This window comes from Myxococcales bacterium (assembly GCA_016703425.1).
GTDB lineage: Bacteria > Myxococcota_A > Polyangia > Polyangiales > Polyangiaceae > JADJCA01.
The window spans coordinates 804,063-820,888 of record JADJCA010000002.1 but is presented as its reverse complement, the minus strand read 5'-3'; the positions used below and the strand labels follow the sequence as shown (position 1 = coordinate 820,888).

The following is a 16,826-nucleotide window of genomic DNA, read 5'->3' as shown; positions in this document are numbered from 1 at the left end:
ACGCATGCCGATCCTGCTCTTCTTTCTTTTCCTGCACTTCAAGGGCTCCGGCGGCGAGGCGGCGTGGTCTCAGCCGCGCTGAGCGTGCCGCTCGATGTGTGTCGCCTTGGAGTCGAGCGGCTCGCGGGCCTTTGAGAACGCCTCGGGGATGCCTTTGTACCCTACCGAGAGCGCGACGATGCCGCCCACGATGGCGCAGGTGGTGTCGCGATCGCCGAGGCCGCTCACGGTTGACCAAAGGGCGGCTTCGAAGTCGTCCATGTGACGCGCTGCGCACCAAAGCGAGAACGGCACTGTGTCGGAGGAGATGACGCGACTGCCGCTGCCGAGGAGCGCCGCCGCCGATTCCGGCGATTCGGAGAGAGAGACGCCACGCGCCTGCTCGATGCCGTCTCGCGTTGCGCCCGCCGGCGTGCGTTCTGCGATCTGCGCGAAAAACTGCGCCGCCGCAAAGGCCTCGCCGTCGCCGCGTCGCGCCGCGAGCGCCGCCGCCAAGGCGACGGCGATGGCGCCGGCTTGGCCTTCCGGGTGCGCATGCGTGGGCTCGGCGGAAGCCCGCGCGTTTTCGACCACGGCGCCCAGGTCTTTCGAGAAGAATCCGCCGACGAGCGCCGAGCGCATGGCGCCGCCGTTGCCCATCGAGCCCTGCCCGTCGAACGGTTCGCGCGCCACCTCGTTCCAAGGTGCGCCGTCGGCGAGCTTCGCCAGGATGTCGTGGGCCGCGCCGCCGTAGCCGCGCCGCGGATCGGCGCGGTAGCGTTCTCCGAAGCGCCGAGCGAGCGCGCCGCGATCGATGAGGCCGCGATCGAGGAGCACCTCGTAGATCGAGAGGGCCATGGCCGTGTCGTCGGTCCAGTGCCACGGCTCGCGCGGCATGGCTCGCTGCTCGATGAGCGACAGGGCGGTAGCGGGCGAGCCGAAGAAGCGCTCCCCGAAGGCGTCGCCGATGGAGAGACCTTCGAGCGACAGGCGGGCGAGACCGAGGGGCGAGAGCGGCCGTGAACGCGCGCGGTCTTCCGGTGCGATGTCGAAGAGGGAGGCCTTCGCGGTCGTCATAACGTGTCCTTTGCAGCGTTCGGAGAGGGGGCGCCTGCGTCGGTGAAACGGTAGACCAGGGCTGGCTTCGAAGCCGTGAGGCGCTTGCCGGCGGCGCGCACGACGACGCCGTCTTCGAGGAGGCGCTCAAACTTGCGGCGGAAGTTCCCTGGATCGAGGTGCGTGCCTAGGAGCAGAGCGTGCACTTGCCGCAGCTCCTGGATGGTGAACGTCTTCGGCACGAGGCTCCTCGCGATGCTCGAGCCGTCGATGCGCGCCGCAACATGGGCCGTGGCGCGTTCGATGATCTCCGCGTGGTCGAAGGCGAGCTCAAGCTGCCCATGGCCGAGCCGATCGACGGCGTGCCACTCGGCCACGGCGGCGTCGCCACCGGCGTGCACGAGCGGCACCAGGTCGGGCCGAATCAGCGCCGTGTAGGCCACCGTGATGACGCGCATGCGCGGATCGCGACCGGCGCGACCGAAGGCGCCGACCTGTTCGAGGAAGACGTCGTTCGGGTGGAGGCTCGTCTCTTCTTGGAGCTCGCGAGCGCCGGCAGCGGCGAGGTCTTCGCCCTGATCCTTGTGGCCGTCGCCCACGCGCACGAAGCCGCCGGGCAACGCCCAGCGCCCTTGAACGGGTGCTCTCCGCGGCGCACCAAGAGCACGCGCAGCTCGCCGTCGAGGATGCTGAAGGCCACGATGTCGACGGTGACCGAAGGCCGCGCGGAAGTCCCCGGGTCGGTAGCGGGCGAGGAACGCCGCTTCGTCGGGCCCAGCGGAGCGAGCGGTGGAGTGGCGGGGAGGGGCAGGGGAGGGGCGCTTGCGGGGGCGGGTCATGGGAGGAGGCGAGAGAGGGCCGCGCGGAGGGCGTGGGCCGTGACGACGGGCATGAGCAACACGTTGCGAAGGCAAGAGCGAAAGCCCGAGAAGTAGACCGTCGAGGGGCGGTCCGCGGCGAGCGCCTTCGCCAGGGCACGAAGGTGGCTTGGCCCGGCGAAGCTGACGCGACGTCCGTTGCTCCGATCGTAGAGCGCCGCAATCAGGTTCGGTGGGAGCCCGACCTCGCCGTGCAGCGCGCCCACCCAGGCACCCACGAGGGCGGCGGTAGAGTCCGTGTCGCCACCGGCGCGGATCACCTGGGCCATGGCAGCGCCAGGATCGTCGCCGAAGCGCACGAACGCGAACGTGGACAGCGCGAGCGTGTGAAGGACGAAGCCCGAATTGCCGAGGCTCGCGCCGGCCGCGTCGGCGGTCGTCTCCGGAGGGAGTGCCAAGGCCGCTTCGATGGCTCTCCGCAAGGACTCGTCTTGGACGCAGGAGATGGCGGTGCGCGCGAGCCTCGCGATCAGCCGCGCCGTCATGCCCCGCCGCTAGCGACGCCAATTCGGCGACGTACCGTGCTCCTTCGACCGCCCTGGTGTCCCGATGGGTCACGCGGGCCACGGCGTCGGACCAAGCGCGCCGTCGCTCGGTGTCTCCATGAAAGAAGACGCCAACGATCGCCGCTCGCATCGCGGCGCCGTTGCCGGCCGAATTGGCTCCTGATTGCTGAAGGCCCACGGCGATGCGAAGGCAGGCCTTCAGGGTGCCAAGACCGATGCCCCACGGGAGGCGCAAGAACCAGCGGAGCAGTTCCTTCCGGAAGCGCGCGACGAAGCGCGCCGGGTCGCCGTTCGCGTCGAGCAGACTCTCCGCGACGAGCGCGGTCTGCTCCGTGTCGTCGGAGACGACGCCAGCGGAGCCAAGAAAGCGGTACCGCCGGAAGTCGGGGAAACGGCGCGCGACGGCGCGCGCCGACATGCCTTCCGACGGCAGACCCAAGGCGTCGCCGACGGCCGTGCCAAGCAGCACGCCCGCCAAGCGGTCCTCGAAGTCTGTCACCGGAGGGGACGCACGCACGAGAAAGAGTCTAGGTGACTCTAAAAGAGTTGCAAGGACTCTTTCTCTTGCTACATCTGATCGATGCCGCATTCGTCTTCTCCCATCTCGCGCGAAGAGCGCCTCCGCGGCGCTCTCTTGGGCCTGCTCGTGGGCGACGCGCTCGGCGTGCCCTACGAGTTTACGGCTCCCGAGGAGCTGCCGCCCATGGCGTCCCTCGAGATGACGCCTCCGCCGAACTTTCGCCGCGCGCACCGCTCGGTGCCTGCGGGCACCTGGTCCGACGACGGCGCGCAGGCGCTTTGCCTCTTGGCCTCGCTCCTCGACAAGGGGCACCTCGACCTCGACGACTTCGCGGCGCGGCTCCTCGCCTGGTATGAGCGGGGCGCCTTTGCGGTGGATGGCCGCGTCTTCGACGTCGGCGTGCAAACGAGCACGGCGCTCCGCGCGCTCATGGGCGGCGCATCGCCGCGCGAATCCGGCCCCGCTCTCGAGAAGCACAACGGCAACGGCTCGCTCATGCGCGTCATGCCGCTCGCGCTCTGGCATCGCGGCTCGGACCGAGAGCTCGTTCGCGACGCCTACGACCAATCGATCGTGACTCATGGGCACGCTCGTTCGAAGGTTTGCTGCGCTCTCTATTGCTTGTGGTCCCGCGCGATCCTCGAAGAGCGACAGGACCCGTGGCGTCACGCCACGCGCGTCATGCGCTCGATGCTCGGCCGCGGGAGCGCAGAGGAAGAGGCCCTCGAAGAGCACATTCGCCCCGACGAAGCGGCCCGTGGCTCGGGCTCCGGCTACGTGGTGGACACGCTGCGCTCCGCGCGAATGGTGATCGACGAAGGTGGTTCCGTGGAGGTCACCTTGAAGCGCGCGGTGGCGCTCGGCCACGACACCGACACGACGGCGTGCGTCGTGGGCGGCATCGTCGGCGCCCGCGACGGAGCATCCGCGATCCCGGAGCGGTGGCGCGCAGCCCTTCGCGGGCAAGAAATCTTGGAGCCGCTGCTCGAGGCGCTGCTTCGCCGCCGCTGATCCCTATTCCCGCGCGAGCTCCTCAAACCGTTGGTGCACACGCGTGAGCCACGACTCGACCTCGTCTCGTTGCGGGTCCTCGCACTCGGCGACCAACGCCTTCGCGTACGACGCGAGCGAGGAGTCGCCCACGCCCTTTGACCTCTCCGCGAGCTCAGCGGCGACGTCGCATGCCTTTGCCACGCGGAGAGCGCCCGCCTTCGCCTCCCACGCGGGCACGAGGGTCTCGTGGAATGCGCGGAGCGGTGGCCGCATCTTCGCGAGTCGTTCGGGGCTCGGTCCGGAAGATGAGGCGGCTCCGCAGGCCGCGAGCAGTGCCAGGGTGAGCGCAAGAACCGGGCTTCGCATGGCGTCAGCGTAACCGACCCAGCGCGGCGTGGGCGACCGTGAGGGGGGGACGTCGACGACCAGGGCGATCGACGCCAGCATCCTGGCGTAGGTCTGCCGCGTCACCGCGCATGCTCGCGGCCGCTCGCAGCAACACGTTACCTACGCGTCGCTCAAGCATTCCCAAATTTTCTTCGGCGATATCTGACGCAAGCGTTGGAACGCACGTTGCGAACTCCCCGGCGACGCCAGGTGGCGACGAAACCAGGAGAGTGCAATGGCGAAGAATCCGTTTGCGAGGGTGCCGGCCGACATCGAGGGCCTCGCCGCTCTGAGCGAAGACGAGCTCGTGGTGGTGGTGGGGGGCGACGGGGACGGTGGCGGTGAGGGGGGATGCGGCGGCTGTGGCGGCTGCGCCGGTTGTAGCGGCTGCGCCGCCGCCGCCGATGCGAGCTGTTCGGTCGCCGCAGCCGAGGCGAGCTGCTCGGTGGCCGTCGCAGGCATCTGCGGCGAATCCCTTGGCATCGCGTGCTCGCCCGACTCCCCTTCACCCTCTCCGTCGCCCGAGGGCCCGACGGGCGGCTGCAGCGACGGCGATACGAGCGGTTGTACCGCCTGATGGCGCTCGACATTCGCGTGCCCGCACGCCGGTGTGGGCCGCGAGTGTCGCGGAACGACGACACACATGCACGAGGTCATCCAATGGTGAGCGGATTTGGCGTCGGTCTTCGCAGCGAGTTCCTCGCCGAGCTTCCAAAGACGGAACGTTCGGTCGATTGGCTCGAGGTCATCGCGGAAAACTGGACCGACGTCGGCGGCCGCCTGCGTCGGCAGCTCGGGGCCTGCCGGGAGCGTTGGGCCATCGTTCCCCATGGCGTCACCATGTCGGTGGCGGGGGCCGACCCGCTGAGCGAGTCACTCTTTACGAGCGTGAGTCGCTTGTGCCGGGAGCTCGACGCCCCCTTCTGGAGTGATCACATCTGCTGCGCCGTCTTCGGGAACGCGCACGTCAACGACCTCCTGCCGGTGCCCTCGTCCGACGAGGCCCTCGAGTACGTCATCGGACGCGTTCGCGCCGCCCAGGCCATGACCGAGGTGCCCCTCGTCTTCGAGAACCCGACCTACTACGTCGAGCTGCCAGGCCGCACCATGACCGATGCTCGGTTCCTAAGCGAGCTGGTGCACGCCACCGGCGTGGGACTCTTGCTCGATGTGAACAACGTCTACGTCAACAGCCGAAACCACGGCTTCGACCCGGAAGAGTTCGTGCGGTCGCTGCCGCTGAACGCCGTCCGGCAGATCCACGTGGCCGGGCACACCGTTGCCGTGGACGTCACCATCGATACGCACATCGGGCCGGTGCCGCAGCCCGTTTGGGACCTCTACCGCTTCACGCTGCAGCAGGCCCAGCGCGCCATTCCAACGCTCATCGAGTGGGACAGCGAAATCCCGTCCCTCGATGTGGTGCTGGACGAGGTCGACCGGGCGCGCGCCGAGTCAGCCCTCGCCTTGGAGTCGCGTCGCGCGGCGCCGGAGGCCGCTTGACCACAGCTCTGCTGCCGACGCTCGAGACATTGCGCGCGATGCTCGTGGGCGATCTCTCCGTTTCCGAGAGCGCGGCGCGCCTCGGCCTCGACCTCCGCTCGCGTGACGCCATGCGCCTCGCCATCTATCGACGCTCCTATCTGCACAACGTCGGCGAGAACATGGCGAGCCTCTTTCCCATCACGAAGTCCATCGTCGTGCAGGTTGCCGGCGAGGCAGCCTGGCGAGAGCTGGTCCTCGAGGTGGCGAAGGACCACCCGCCACCTCAGATTCGCTTTGGGACATCCGCCCTGGTGACGGTGCTAGAGGGGCGCGCGGCGTGGCTCGGCCTGCCGCCGTGGCTTCACGAGCTGGCCGATCTGGAGCTCGCCGAGCGGGTCGTGTTCATGTCACCCGACGAAGCCGGGTCGGCGATCGACGGCGACGGAGCTGGCGGTGCCACGCTTGCGGACGCGCTTACGCTCCGGGTCTACGCATACGATGTCCTCGACGTCCGTTGCTCCACCGAGCCGACGCGTGCCTCGCCGCGGTCGCGAAGGGTTGCCGTTGCCATTTGGCGAACCCGCGAAGGTCGGCGCAGAACGAAGCGCGTGTCGGAGCGGGAGGTCGCGGTGCTCCGGGCGCTCTACCGAGGAGGAGGCGAAGCCGTCGCAGCCTTGCGCAGACCTGACGAAACGGGCCTGACGGACGCCGTCTCTTCGCTGATCCGAGAGGGCGTGATCCTCGATTCGCGGCGAGACCTGGCGACTCGGCATCTTCGCGATTCGTTCGGGGCTCGGCCCCGCGGACGAAGCGCCGCCACAAGCGGCCAGTAAGGCCAGGGAGAGAGCCAGAACCGGGCTTCGCATCGCGCCAGCGTAGCCGACCCTCAAGAGGTGGCGTGACGCTCAAAGCGGAAGGCAGCCGTGCGCCCGCCTGACGCGCGGCGCCGAGTCGGCGTTGCCGGTACAACTCGGACGCGGACGGCCTATCGGCGACCAAGAATCCAGCACTTACGGATGGCATGGCGCCTGCTCAAGAGAGGACGTGACCGGCGCGAAACGCCACAACCCAAAGGAGCTCGCCATGAACCTCACCAACACCCTCGAGACAGCGGAACTGACGGCCCTCGACGAGAACGCCCTCGCCTGCGTGAGCGGCGGTAACTCCGACCCCAACGCGGCCCGTGAGGCTCGCGAAGCCCTTGAAGAGTTCCTTCGCAATGCCCAGCGCTACCTCGATCAGCAGAACTACGGCTTCTAATGATCAGCCCGTCGGCGCCGCGCGGCGCCCGTGAGCTGGCTCGCGCGAGGCGCTAGGTGGCTTTCCGCGCGGTGCGTTTCGTGTCCGCGCCTTGGACGCGTCGCCTATTATGCCGCAATGGCTCTCGTCCTCTGCGCCGTCTGCCGTCGCCACGTGTTTCCCCACGAACCACGCTGCCCCTTCTGCGCCTCGGACCTAGCCCCCGCGGTCGCGGTCGCGGCCTCGGCTGTCCCAGCGACCGAGCGCTTCGACCCAAGCTCCCGGCGCCAACGCTACGCCGCCGCACTCGTCGCGAGCGCCTGCGCGCTTGGCTCCACGGCCGCGTGCGCACCGTCGCAACCGGCCGAGACGCCAAATCAGGAGGCCCTTCCCATCGCGACGGCCTCCGTGGCGCCGCGCCAAGAGACGTCGGCTCCGCCGCCGCACGGCAACTCGAGCATGACGTTCGGCGGCCCTGATGACGACGAACGGAGCCGCAGCGTTAGTCCAATCGCGACGGCCACCGCCTCGAGCACGGCCACGGTCAGTCGGCCGCCGCCGCCCCTCCTCCTCCGGAGGAGAGCGGTGGCAGCGCCGAGGCGGGCAATGCGTTACGCAGGGCAACAGGGTCATCTGTCCGCCCTACGGTTGCGTCTTTCCCGACGAAGCCTGCGACGTCCTCCGCGCATGACTCGCGCGCTTGGCGACGACGCGCGCCAGGCGCTCATGGATGCCCCGCGGCCGCGCCGCCGGCTGCCACTCGCAGGCTTTCCATCGACGGCGTCGGGCGCCCAAGGCGCCCACGAACCGCTCGCCCGCGAAGCCCGCGCGGTCGATGCTTCATGCAAGCCGATCTACGCGGTCTGGGAGCTAACGCTGAAGTGCGACTTGCAGTGCCGGCACTGCGGCTCGCGCGCCGGGCTCGCGCGGCCCGACGAGCTCACCACGCGCGAGGCCATCGAGCTCGCGACAGAGCTCGCCGCCCTGGGCGTTCAAGAGGTCGCGCTCATCGGCGGCGAGGTCTATCTCCACGATGGCTTCGTCGACGTGGTGCGAGAGATTCGGCGCCTCGGGATGCAGTGCACCGTCGTGACCGGCGGTCGCGGAATGACCGAGGAGCGCGCGGCCAGAGCGGCGGCCGCCGGCGTCCAAAGCGTCGCTGTCTCCATTGACGGCGCCCCCACGACTCACGACCGATTGCGCGCGCACCGGGGCTCGTTTGCTGCCGCCGCCGAGGCCCTTCGCCGCTGCCGCGCGGCCGGAATGCAGGTTGCCGGCAACACGCAGATCAATCGCCTCAACATGAACGAGCTGCCGCAGATCCTCGCGCTGCTCACCGACGTGGGCGCGCATGGGTGGCAGGTGCAGCTCACGGTTCCCGTCGGCCGCGCCGCCGATGAGCCTGAGGTGATCCTGCAACCGCGTGATCTGCTGACGCTGTTTCCGCTGCTCGCGGAGCTCAAGGTGCGATGCGACGCGGCGCGCATCAAGCTCATGCCCGGCAACAACATCGGCTATTTCGGTCCCTACGAGGGGGAGCTACGGCACTTTCAGCCGGACGCACACCAGGGCTCCTGCGCCGCCGGAGTCCTCACGGTAGGGATCGAGTCGAACGGCGACATCAAGGGCTGCCCATCGCTCCCCACGGACTCGTGGGTTGGAGGAAACGTCCGAGAGCATTCGCTTCGTGACATCTGGGAGCGCGCACGCGCCCTTCGCCACATGCGCGATCGAACGGCCAGTGAGCGCTGGGGCTATTGCGCCACTTGCTATTACGGCGACACCTGCCAGGGTGGTTGCACTTGGATGGCCGCCGCGCTCTTCGGACGCCCAGGCAACAATCCCTATTGCCACCATCGTGTGCTCGAACTCGCGCGCGTTGGGCAGCATGAGCGCGTGACGCGCGACGGCGAAGCCCCTGGGCTCCCCTTCGACCGCGCCAAGTGGAGCCTCGCGCTCGAGAAGCTCGAGTAGTCACCGTGACGGGAGTGTCGCGCGCCACGCCTTGAGCGCGGCCACAACTGCGCCGTCCCACACGCCGTTCGCGGGCTCATGGAAGCTCTGGTGCAGGTTCTCGTGGCGCAAGAGATCGTGGCCGAGCTGCGGCAGCTCAACGAACCTCCCATGCTTGCCCGCCGCGAGTGCTACCGCGCGCCCCTCGTCGGGCGTGCACACCCAATCAAGGGCTCCGTGCAACACCAACAGCGGTGCCGTGATGGTCGACCACAGCCTCTGCAAGTCGAGGCGCTCGAGCTCCTGAAAGAACGACACGTGGCGTCCGAACATCGTCGCCCCGTGGCACGACGGTCCCTCGAGGCCGCCGAGCGCTGGCGCGCTGGCGAAGACGTCGGCAGGGGTCGCCCCCTCACGAAAGACACGTCGGTAGAGCTCAGTCCACGCAGCGACTTCGCTTTCGTCGGGCGTTCCGCGTAGTCGGCGCTGCCGCACCATCGCCTGCGTGATGCAGTCGCACCAACGTTGCGCCGAGGTGCCCCACACGACGACCCCCGTCACGCCGTCGCTCTCGCCGGCCAAGAGCGGAGCCATCATCCCCCCGACGCTCTGTCCGAAGAGATAAACGGGCACGCCCTCTTCGCGCAGCCCATCGAGCGCGGCTCGCCAGCCGGCGAGCTCGTCGAAGAAGCCGCGCTCCCGAGCCGGTGGCCCTTCGCTGTCGCCGGTGCCGCTTCGCTCCACGCGCAAGGTCGCTAGACCCAACCGCGTCAGCCCGGCGAGCAAGTGTCGTTGGGGATCGTTGTCGTCGGAGGACAGCTCACATGACCCGGAGCCAAGCCCCGGCAGCATGAGCACCACGGGCGTGTTGGCCACGAGGGTGGGCGCGGTCCGCAGTGTTCGGAGCCAATGACCCCCGACGGTCACGTGTCCGAGGTGCAGCTCGGCCCCCAGGATCTGCTCCACCGGCGCCGCCAGGAGCGGCCCGGCAAGCTCGAGGCGCTCCGCCCCGCGCACGACGCTGATGTGCAGGTGCGAACCCAACTCGCAAGCCCTCGTGAGAGCCACAAGATGGGTCGACGACCGTACCGGCTCTCCGCCCAAGGCCACGATGCGATCACCCGCGGCGATGCCCAGCGCCGCCGCCGTGCCGCCTCGTGTCACCCGCACGACCACCGCGCTCTCCCCGGTGCGTCGGAGCTCGAGGCCCAAGGAGCTTCTCCGCGCGAGGACGCTCGCCGCCGGCGCCTGGTACATTCGCGAACTATGGCATGGCGCGCGGAGCGACTGCACGTCTTCGTGCCACCCCACCAAAGCGCGCAAGCCGCGCGCGAAACGCTGCGTAGCCTCGCCGGTGCCGCCGGGCGCGAGCTCGTCTTCCTCGATGACCTCGTGGCGGCGAACGTCAGCGCCGAGGACCGCGCCGTCGGTGACGAAGCGTTGCTAGCCTCGAGTCTGCCGGCTCTTGATGTCCTCGTTTGCGGGCGCGCGCCGCGGCCCGATTGGTCTGCCGCGACGCGTCTTCGCCTCGTCCACTTCCTCGGCGCGGGCATCGACGGCTTCTTTCCGGCGCGCGGACTCCCCTCCAACGTTGTCATCGCCAACGCGCGCGGCATTCACAGGGACGCCATGCGCGATCACGTGCTTGCCATGCTCTTGGCGTTCGAACGTGAGCTGCCACGGCTCCTCGCGCAGCAAGCGGCGGCGCGATGGGAGCCGTTCCCTTCCGGCACGCTGAGAGGGCGCACCCTCGTGCTCGTCGGCCTCGGTGAAGTAGGGCGCCCCATCGCCGCCGCGGCTGCGGCCCTTGGCATGTTGGTCGTTGGGGTGGCGCGAAGGCCACGCCACGACGTTCCGCGCCCGGACGGTGTGGTCGAGGTTTACGGCATCGAGGCGCTCGGTGCGCTCTTGCCACGGGCTGACTACCTCGTCCTCGCGATTCCACTCACCGGCGAGACGCGCGGCCTCTTCGATGAAGGCGCCCTTCGGCGCCTCAGGCCCGATGCGGTGCTCATCAACGTGTCGCGGGGCGGCGTCGTCGACGAGGTAGCCCTGATGAAGGCCCTCCGTGAAGACCGTCTGCGAGGCGCTGCCCTCGATGTCTTTGCGGAGGAGCCGCTGCCGTCAGAGAGCCCCCTTTGGAGCACGCCCAACCTCCTTGTGACGCCGCACATCGCCGGCGCCATGCAGGACTACGTCGAGCGCGCCTTTCGCGTCGTTCTTGAGAATGTCGCGAGGTTGGAGCGAGGCGAGGCGGTGACGACTCCCGTGGACCGGGCCCGCGAATATTGATGCGAGCGCAGCCTTCGCCAGCGCGGGGAAGGGAGCTCAGCGCGCTGCGCCGCGAGCCTTGACGCGCGCCATATTGGTGGCACCATAGGTGACATGAAATCGAGGCGCCCGTACGCGCAGGTGGCCCGAGCGGAGGAAACGGCGAAGACCCGCGAGGCGCTCCTCGAGGTCGCCGTTCGACTCTTTCGGGATGAAGGGGAGCTCGCTCCCTCCCTCGAGCGCGTCGCCGAGCTGGCCGGCGTGAGCAAGCGCACGCTGCTCAGGCACTTCGGTTCGAAGGACGGGCTCACGGACGCTGCCGTCGCCTTCGGGCAGGCGCGCGTCGCAGCGCAGCGGGCCGCTCCGCCGGGCGATGTGCCGCGGGCGCTCCGCCGGCTCGTTGCGCACTACGAGGAGCTTGGCGACAGCGTCATGCGGCTTCTCGCCGCGGAGGAGCGCCACGCGGCGGCCCGCCGCGTGACCGACGGCGGCAAGGCGCTGCACCGCCGCTGGGTCGAGGAGGTCTTTGCGCCGGACCTCGCGGGGCGCCATCGGTCCGACCGGGAGCTCCACGTCGCCGCGCTCGCTTCCGTCACGGACGTCTACCTATGGTCGCTCTTGCGGCGTCGCTACGGCTTGAGCTCGGAGAAGACTCGTCACGTCATGAGCGCGCTGGTGGAGCGCGTTCGCCAGGGGGTGTCATGAACGTTCTCGCCTACACGTCACCGGCACGCGGTCACCTCAATCCCATGATGGGGCCACTCTTAGAGCTCGCGCGGCGCGGCGCCACGGTCCACGTGCGAACGCTCGAGCCTGCCGTCGCGGGCGTGCGCGCCGCCGGCGTTCACTGCCTCCCCATCGATCCGCGCATCGAGGCCATTGCCCTCGAAGACTACCGCGGCACCTCGCCGCCAGACGCGCTCCGGCGCACGTTCGACGCGTGGGGGCGGCGCGCCCAGCTCGAGGTGGAGGACTTCCGTCGCGCCGTTCGCGAGTGCGCGCCCGACGTGGCGCTCGTCGACACGACGACGTTCGGGGCGAAGGCTGCGGCGGAGGCGCTCGGGTTGCCATGGGCCGAGTCGCGCCCGTTTCTGCTGGAAGACGCTCAGCCGGGGGTGCCCGTGTTCCCCTTTGGCTTCAAGCCAGCGCGCGGGGCGCTCGCGCGGGCTCGCGATTGGCTCTTGCGCCACGCGGTGGCGCGCCTCGAGGCGAGGACGCGCATGCCCATGATCAATGCGTCGCGCGCCGCTGCGGGGTTGCCTCCGCTGACGACCGTCGCTAACTCGCGCCATCGGGCACCGCTCACGGTCTACTTCACGGCGACGCCTTTCGAATACGAGCGACCCATGCCGAAGGGCGTCGTGATGGTTGGCGCTGCAGATTGGGAGCCGGCCGGAGACCTGCCGTCCGACGTCCCGGACCGCGCGCTCGTGCTGGTGACGTGCTCCTCGGAGTATCAAGACGACGCAGCCATCGCCGCCGCGGCCCTCGAAGGTCTCCCGCCGGCCGATCGCCTGGTCGTCACGACGGCCGGCGTCGACCCGGCGAAGCTGCCGGCGAGGCCAGGTGCGATCGTGCGGCGCTACCTCCCGCACGGTCCGCTGCTCGAGCGCGCCGCCGTCGTCATTTGCCACGGCGGGATGGGCATCACGCAGAAGGCGCTGCTCCACGGCGTGCCGGTGTGCGTGGTGCCCTGGGCGCGCGACCAGCTTGAGGTCGCCGCCCGCGTTGAGGTGGCCGGCGCTGGCGTGGCGCTCTCGCGGCGCCGCCTCACGCCCGAGCGCTTGGCGGAGGCCGTGGCGCGGGCTCGCCGGTGCGTCGACGGCGCTCGTCGCGTGCGAGAGGGCTACGAGAAGACCGGCGGTTCGGCGGCGGCTGCCGATGCGCTCGAGCGTCTCGCGCGCGCCAGTGCCGCGTCGAGCCCCGGCGATGGCGCGCCCGCAAAAGTGCGCGCCGAGAGCGTCAAGGTCGTCTCGTCATCAAATTCGCTCTAGCCTCACCTCCATGAGCACCTCGGTTCGGCGCACGCTTCTCGCCCTCTTGAAGCCCAAGGCCCTTGGCTTTCCCGCCGACGCGCCGCCGAAGGGCGCCGTCGCCGCCTTCGAGCGTGGTGCGAAGATGAAATTCCCGGAGGCGTTTCGCCAGTTCATGACGCTGCACGACGGATGGCTAGGTCTCGGCTCGGCGGCGCTCTTCAGCCTCGACGACCAGAAGGCGTGGCGCGCTCGAATGCTCGGCATCGACGCCACGTTCACGGGCCACCCCATTGGCATCGATCGCTCCCTCGGCGGAATCCTGTGCCTCGAGCTCTCGCTCGTGGAAGACGACGACGCACCCGTCGTGTGCATCGGCGAGTCGGGCGCCGACCTCGCCTTCGAGAGCTTCACCGCGATGCTCGAGGCGGCGCTGCTCGCGCGGAACATGACGGTGCAACCGGCGAAGAAGGGCGCGGCAAAGGCCAAGGCGAAGCCCGTCAAGCGTGCGCCCACCAAAGGAGCGCTCGGGCGTAGCGTTGCCAAGAAGGCTGCGGCCACGAAGAAGGTTCCATCGAAGACGGTGACAAAGACCGCGTCGAAGAAGGAGTCGGACGCAGGGCGCAAGCGAAAGAGCGCGCGGCGGTAAGCCGAGGCGGCGCTCTGCACCTGGAGCGCGCGAGCGCGACCTCGCCGCGGGCCATCAGTTTGCGGAGCGATGCGGCGGCGCGTCTCGGAGGCGAATCGATTCGGTCAAGAACGCCTGGAGGCGGGCCCGCTCCGCTGCGCGCTCAGTCGCGCCTTCCAGGATGTCGCGTGCGATGAGCTCGACCTCCGCGCCGTCGGGCAGGGTGGTGGGCTCGTCGAGCAGCAGACGACCGGCGATGACGCGGGTGCGGTAGGTGTGCGACATGGCGCGGACTCTAGCACCGGATCCGCCGACCCGCATCGGAGCGCGCGTCGCGCGCCACTTGTCCGGCTTTCTGCGCTCAACCGCGCGCGCGTCGACGAACATCGACAATCAGACGCGAGGTCCGTAGCGTGACGCGCGATGGCACCAACGGAGTTGCTCGCGCGGGCCGTCGCCGTCGAGCGCGCGAAGCGGATCTTGGTGATCGGTCTCCTCGGAAGCCTCGTCTTTGGCGGTTGGCTCTTCTTCGCGTGGCGTGCGAGCCGCCTCGCTGCAACCGAGTGCACCGTGCAGAAGGCCTTCGACACACCGCTCGTCGGCGGTGTCTTGTGCACCGTCTCGCATCGCACCGAAGGAGGGGAGGAGCACACGCTCCCCTGGGAAGCGTGCAACATGCCAACGCGGTGGCCCAAGGTCGCGCCGGGAACCAAGCTGCCCTGCTGGTACTACCAAAGCAGTCCCGGCGAGATGGTCTTCGAGCCGCGGACCGTCGTGTGGCAAGCGCCCGTGCGTCTCTCAGGCTTGGCCTTCTCGGGCATCGTGTTCGTGGTGGGGCTCGGCTCCGTCGCTCGCGCGCGCGGAACGAGGCGCGGCGCGCGGCCAGCGAGCCATGACGGTGCGGGGCCGTATCGCACGCCCGAACAGCCACCGTCGCCGCCGCCAGCTCCTCCGGCGGCGCCGCTTTCCATCGCGCTGCGTCGTTCACCGGGTTGGCTCGGTTGGCTGCTCGCGCTGCCCTTTGTCGTGCTCGGCGCGGTGCTCCTCGCGCTGACGCTCCTCTTGTCGTGGCGCGCGACCGGCGAAGTGAGCGTCGCGGGCGTGTGGTTCGTGCTCTTTGCGGTCTCCGTGCCGTCCGCTGGCCTCGCCGGCGTGGGGTTTCGCTCTGGCGTAGTGCTCGATCGTGAGAGTGGGCTCGCGACGACCTGGTGGGGCCTATGGCGGCCGTGGTTCTCTACGCACCGCGCGCTCGCGTCGCTCGTTCAGGCGGGCGTGCTCGTGGAGAGGCATCGCCGCGGCACGACGAAGAAGCTCGAGCTCGCATTCCGGAGCGGTGAACGGGCCACGTTCCGCTGCGAAGACGAGGTCGAACGGCTCGCCGCGCAGGTGAACGCCTACCTCGCCGAAGGCGAGCGCGAGAGCCGCGTCGCGCACCAGACCTAGAGCCCGCTTTCACCGCGCTTCCTACGATCGTGGGGCGTCGCCGCTGCGCCGCGCGCTCCGGCGCGGTCCATCGCGCTCTTCTCGAGCGCCCGGCATTTCGTCGTCCTTCTCGCGGCACGCGTCGTGCTGAGTCCCCGCCTATGACGGCACTTCGACCCATCGCGCTCGCTTCCATGTTGGTCCTCGGCTGCGGGTCGGTGGACGGTGGCCTCGGCTCCACGAAGGAAGAGGGGGCGCTTCAGGGCACCGCCGTCGGGGGCGACCTCCGCTGGCCCGCCGTTGGATACCTCGCGGCGCGCTACTCCGAGAGCGCGTATTGCACGGCCACGCTGCTGGCGCCGCGCGTGGCCGTCACCTCGCTCGCTTGCGTTCGAGCTCACGACGTCGGTCACGGGTACTTCGGCCTGGGATGGCCAAAGGATGCCTTGCGCGACGGCGCGTCTTCGCGCGTTCCCGTCGCCGACGTGGTGGAGGAATCGTCCGCGGTCGACGACGCACGCCTCGCCTACGTCCTTCTCGGTGAGACCGCGTTGACTCCGGAGGGCATGGGCGTCCGCTACGCGCGCGCCTCCTCGGCACGCTCCACCTCGCGACGATGCGACCTTACGGTGGTGGGGTACGGCAATCGCGACGTCGACGGCTACGGTTACGCCCCCTCGCGGCGGCTCTCGACCTCGGTATGCGACGAAGGGCGCTTGGAGGGCGAAACCTCAGAGCGCATCGACGTGCAGAGCGCTCACGGAACACTCTGCCACGTCGACGGTGATTTCGGCGCGGCGCTCCTGCGCACCACCGACGACGACCGCCCGACGCTTGTTGGCCTCTTCGTCGGGGAGGTCGTCTACGCGGGAGCGCCCTGCACCGAAACGCGAGCCACCTACGTCGACGCCGCCGCGCACGTCGCGTTTATCGAGGAGGCCCTTGCGGCTGGCGCGCGATACTGACGCTCAGACACGGCGACTGGCCAAGTGTGCCTCGTGGCGGGCCTGCGAAGCGTTGTACTCGGCCTGCGAGAGACCGAGCGCCTCAGTGAGTCGGCGAATGAGGCTCATCTCGGCGACGCTGACGTTTTGGTCGGCCGCCGCCACATCGAGCAGGAGGTCCAGAACGTAGAGGCGCAGGTCGCGGTCGGCCAACTCCTTCAAGAAGCGGGCGTACTCACGCGCCTCGTGTTCGGCGATCTTGGAGATCGAGTTGTGCAGCGTTCGTAAGATGTTCTCGATGCCGCCGGGTGACAGCTCATCGACGTGCGCGAGTGCATTCCGAATGGGGGCCTTCTCTTCCGGTAGGTAGGGCCGGTCCCAGTAGGCCACCTGGCCCAAGAGCCCCACCACCGCGGCCACGATCTTCGCGTCGTCCTCTGGCGCCGCGCCCATCTCGCGGCGGACCGCGCGAAGGAGGACGAGATCGTTGTCGTCGGCGCTCGGCGCGCGAAGGAAGTCGAAGAGGCCCACGGCTCGAAGAAAAGCGGGCCACACGCCTTCCGTCAAGGCGAGCGCGGGCTCGCGCTTCGCA

At 69.4% G+C, this 16,826-nt stretch carries 19 protein-coding genes; 12 read left to right on the top strand and 7 right to left on the bottom strand.

Features of this window, described 5'->3' with window-relative positions; genetic code table 11:
* Positions 1-69 precede the first annotated feature (69 nt).
* Positions 70-1,056 carry an ADP-ribosylglycohydrolase family protein gene (locus tag IPG50_09890; protein MBK6692501.1) on the bottom strand — a complete coding sequence of 329 codons (987 nt, stop codon included), beginning with the start codon at positions 1,054-1,056 and terminating at the stop codon, positions 70-72.
* A complete protein-coding gene (locus IPG50_09885) occupies positions 1,053-2,936 on the bottom strand; it encodes an ADP-ribosylglycohydrolase family protein (protein ID MBK6692500.1) in 1,884 nt (627 codons plus the stop codon). Before IPG50_09885 ends, IPG50_09890 begins: the two co-directional genes overlap by 4 nt.
* A gap of 63 nt (positions 2,937-2,999) precedes the next feature.
* On the opposite strand from IPG50_09885, the gene IPG50_09880 reads away from it, so the two are divergent.
* Entirely contained in the window at positions 3,000-3,950 is a 951-nt protein-coding gene (locus tag IPG50_09880) for an ADP-ribosylglycohydrolase family protein (protein ID MBK6692499.1), read from the top strand.
* 3 nt (positions 3,951-3,953) lie between these two features.
* Here IPG50_09880 and IPG50_09875 read toward each other — a convergent pair whose 3' ends face one another.
* Positions 3,954-4,298 carry a hypothetical protein gene (locus IPG50_09875; GenBank protein ID MBK6692498.1) on the bottom strand — a complete coding sequence of 115 codons (345 nt, stop codon included), beginning with the start codon at positions 4,296-4,298 and terminating at the stop codon, positions 3,954-3,956.
* Between the two features lie 256 nt (positions 4,299-4,554).
* Here IPG50_09875 and IPG50_09870 point away from each other — a divergent pair, with 256 nt between their 5' ends.
* The 4 genes from IPG50_09870 (at position 4,555) to IPG50_09855 (ending at position 7,064) form a co-directional block, all read left to right on the top strand.
* Entirely contained in the window at positions 4,555-4,896 is a 342-nt protein-coding gene (locus IPG50_09870; protein ID MBK6692497.1) for a hypothetical protein, read from the top strand.
* Positions 4,897-4,979: 83 nt separating this feature from the next.
* Entirely contained in the window at positions 4,980-5,822 is an 843-nt protein-coding gene (locus tag IPG50_09865; GenBank protein MBK6692496.1) for a DUF692 domain-containing protein, read from the top strand.
* Complete coding sequence (locus IPG50_09860; GenBank protein MBK6692495.1) at positions 5,819-6,637, top strand: putative DNA-binding domain-containing protein; 819 nt, start codon at positions 5,819-5,821, stop codon at positions 6,635-6,637. The genes IPG50_09865 and IPG50_09860 overlap by 4 nt, the downstream gene beginning before the upstream one ends.
* Before the next feature lie 211 nt (positions 6,638-6,848).
* Positions 6,849-7,064: a hypothetical protein gene (locus IPG50_09855; protein ID MBK6692494.1), complete on the top strand. Its 216-nt coding sequence runs from the start codon at positions 6,849-6,851 to the stop codon at positions 7,062-7,064.
* A 356-nt stretch (positions 7,065-7,420) separates the two neighbouring features.
* Here the strand turns inward: IPG50_09855 and IPG50_09850 are convergent, their stop codons facing one another.
* Positions 7,421-7,585, bottom strand: a complete 165-nt coding sequence (locus tag IPG50_09850) for a hypothetical protein (GenBank protein ID MBK6692493.1) — start codon at positions 7,583-7,585, stop codon at positions 7,421-7,423.
* A 145-nt stretch (positions 7,586-7,730) separates the two neighbouring features.
* Between IPG50_09850 and IPG50_09845 the strand changes: the two genes are divergently transcribed.
* The gene (locus IPG50_09845) at positions 7,731-9,017 is read left to right on the top strand and encodes a radical SAM protein (protein MBK6692492.1); all 1,287 of its coding nucleotides are present in this window, start codon (positions 7,731-7,733) and stop codon (positions 9,015-9,017) included.
* Here the strand turns inward: IPG50_09845 and IPG50_09840 are convergent, their stop codons facing one another.
* Positions 9,018-10,253, bottom strand: a complete 1,236-nt coding sequence (locus IPG50_09840) for an alpha/beta fold hydrolase (GenBank protein MBK6692491.1) — start codon at positions 10,251-10,253, stop codon at positions 9,018-9,020.
* Between the two features lie 9 nt (positions 10,254-10,262).
* Between IPG50_09840 and IPG50_09835 the strand changes: the two genes are divergently transcribed.
* The 4 genes from IPG50_09835 (at position 10,263) to IPG50_09820 (ending at position 13,889) form a co-directional block, all read left to right on the top strand.
* Entirely contained in the window at positions 10,263-11,288 is a 1,026-nt protein-coding gene (locus IPG50_09835; GenBank protein MBK6692490.1) for a D-2-hydroxyacid dehydrogenase, read from the top strand.
* A 93-nt stretch (positions 11,289-11,381) separates the two neighbouring features.
* Positions 11,382-11,972 carry a TetR/AcrR family transcriptional regulator gene (locus IPG50_09830; protein ID MBK6692489.1) on the top strand — a complete coding sequence of 197 codons (591 nt, stop codon included), beginning with the start codon at positions 11,382-11,384 and terminating at the stop codon, positions 11,970-11,972.
* Positions 11,969-13,261 (top strand): glycosyltransferase, encoded by a 1,293-nt coding sequence (locus IPG50_09825; GenBank protein ID MBK6692488.1) that lies wholly within the window; start codon positions 11,969-11,971, stop codon positions 13,259-13,261. Before IPG50_09830 ends, IPG50_09825 begins: the two co-directional genes overlap by 4 nt.
* 10 nt (positions 13,262-13,271) lie before the next feature.
* On the top strand, positions 13,272-13,889 hold the full coding sequence (locus IPG50_09820; protein MBK6692487.1) for an SMI1/KNR4 family protein: 618 nt from the start codon (positions 13,272-13,274) through the stop codon (positions 13,887-13,889).
* 54 nt (positions 13,890-13,943) lie between these two features.
* On the opposite strand, the gene IPG50_09815 is transcribed toward IPG50_09820, so the two are convergent.
* Positions 13,944-14,153, bottom strand: coding sequence for a hypothetical protein (locus IPG50_09815; protein MBK6692486.1), 210 nt, complete (start codon positions 14,151-14,153; stop codon positions 13,944-13,946).
* Between the two features lie 138 nt (positions 14,154-14,291).
* On the opposite strand from IPG50_09815, the gene IPG50_09810 reads away from it, so the two are divergent.
* Together IPG50_09810 and IPG50_09805 are read left to right on the top strand one after the other, a co-directional pair.
* Entirely contained in the window at positions 14,292-15,311 is a 1,020-nt protein-coding gene (locus IPG50_09810) for a hypothetical protein (GenBank protein MBK6692485.1), read from the top strand.
* A gap of 140 nt (positions 15,312-15,451) precedes the next feature.
* Complete coding sequence (locus IPG50_09805) at positions 15,452-16,255, top strand: hypothetical protein (protein ID MBK6692484.1); 804 nt, start codon at positions 15,452-15,454, stop codon at positions 16,253-16,255.
* Between the two features lie 3 nt (positions 16,256-16,258).
* Here IPG50_09805 and IPG50_09800 read toward each other — a convergent pair whose 3' ends face one another.
* Positions 16,259-16,789 carry a TerB family tellurite resistance protein gene (locus tag IPG50_09800; GenBank protein MBK6692483.1) on the bottom strand — a complete coding sequence of 177 codons (531 nt, stop codon included), beginning with the start codon at positions 16,787-16,789 and terminating at the stop codon, positions 16,259-16,261.
* Positions 16,790-16,826: the final 37 nt, after the last annotated feature.

What these genes read in the sequence shown, in the direction of transcription:
- IPG50_09890 (MBK6692501.1), bottom strand. Translation starts at nt 1,056, where the DNA reads ATGACGACCGCGAAGGCCTCCCTCTTCGACATCGCACCGGAAGACCGC.
- IPG50_09880 (MBK6692499.1), top strand. Translation starts at nt 3,000, where the DNA reads ATGCCGCATTCGTCTTCTCCCATCTCGCGCGAAGAGCGCCTCCGCGGC.
- IPG50_09875 (MBK6692498.1), bottom strand. Translation starts at nt 4,298, where the DNA reads ATGCGAAGCCCGGTTCTTGCGCTCACCCTGGCACTGCTCGCGGCCTGC.
- IPG50_09870 (MBK6692497.1), top strand. Translation starts at nt 4,555, where the DNA reads ATGGCGAAGAATCCGTTTGCGAGGGTGCCGGCCGACATCGAGGGCCTC.
- IPG50_09865 (MBK6692496.1), top strand. Translation starts at nt 4,980, where the DNA reads ATGGTGAGCGGATTTGGCGTCGGTCTTCGCAGCGAGTTCCTCGCCGAG.
- IPG50_09845 (MBK6692492.1), top strand. Translation starts at nt 7,731, where the DNA reads ATGACTCGCGCGCTTGGCGACGACGCGCGCCAGGCGCTCATGGATGCC.
- IPG50_09840 (MBK6692491.1), bottom strand. Translation starts at nt 10,253, where the DNA reads ATGTACCAGGCGCCGGCGGCGAGCGTCCTCGCGCGGAGAAGCTCCTTG.
- IPG50_09835 (MBK6692490.1), top strand. Translation starts at nt 10,263, where the DNA reads ATGGCATGGCGCGCGGAGCGACTGCACGTCTTCGTGCCACCCCACCAA.
- IPG50_09830 (MBK6692489.1), top strand. Translation starts at nt 11,382, where the DNA reads ATGAAATCGAGGCGCCCGTACGCGCAGGTGGCCCGAGCGGAGGAAACG.
- IPG50_09825 (MBK6692488.1), top strand. Translation starts at nt 11,969, where the DNA reads ATGAACGTTCTCGCCTACACGTCACCGGCACGCGGTCACCTCAATCCC.
- IPG50_09820 (MBK6692487.1), top strand. Translation starts at nt 13,272, where the DNA reads ATGAGCACCTCGGTTCGGCGCACGCTTCTCGCCCTCTTGAAGCCCAAG.
- IPG50_09815 (MBK6692486.1), bottom strand. Translation starts at nt 14,153, where the DNA reads ATGTCGCACACCTACCGCACCCGCGTCATCGCCGGTCGTCTGCTGCTC.
- IPG50_09810 (MBK6692485.1), top strand. Translation starts at nt 14,292, where the DNA reads ATGGCACCAACGGAGTTGCTCGCGCGGGCCGTCGCCGTCGAGCGCGCG.
- IPG50_09805 (MBK6692484.1), top strand. Translation starts at nt 15,452, where the DNA reads ATGACGGCACTTCGACCCATCGCGCTCGCTTCCATGTTGGTCCTCGGC.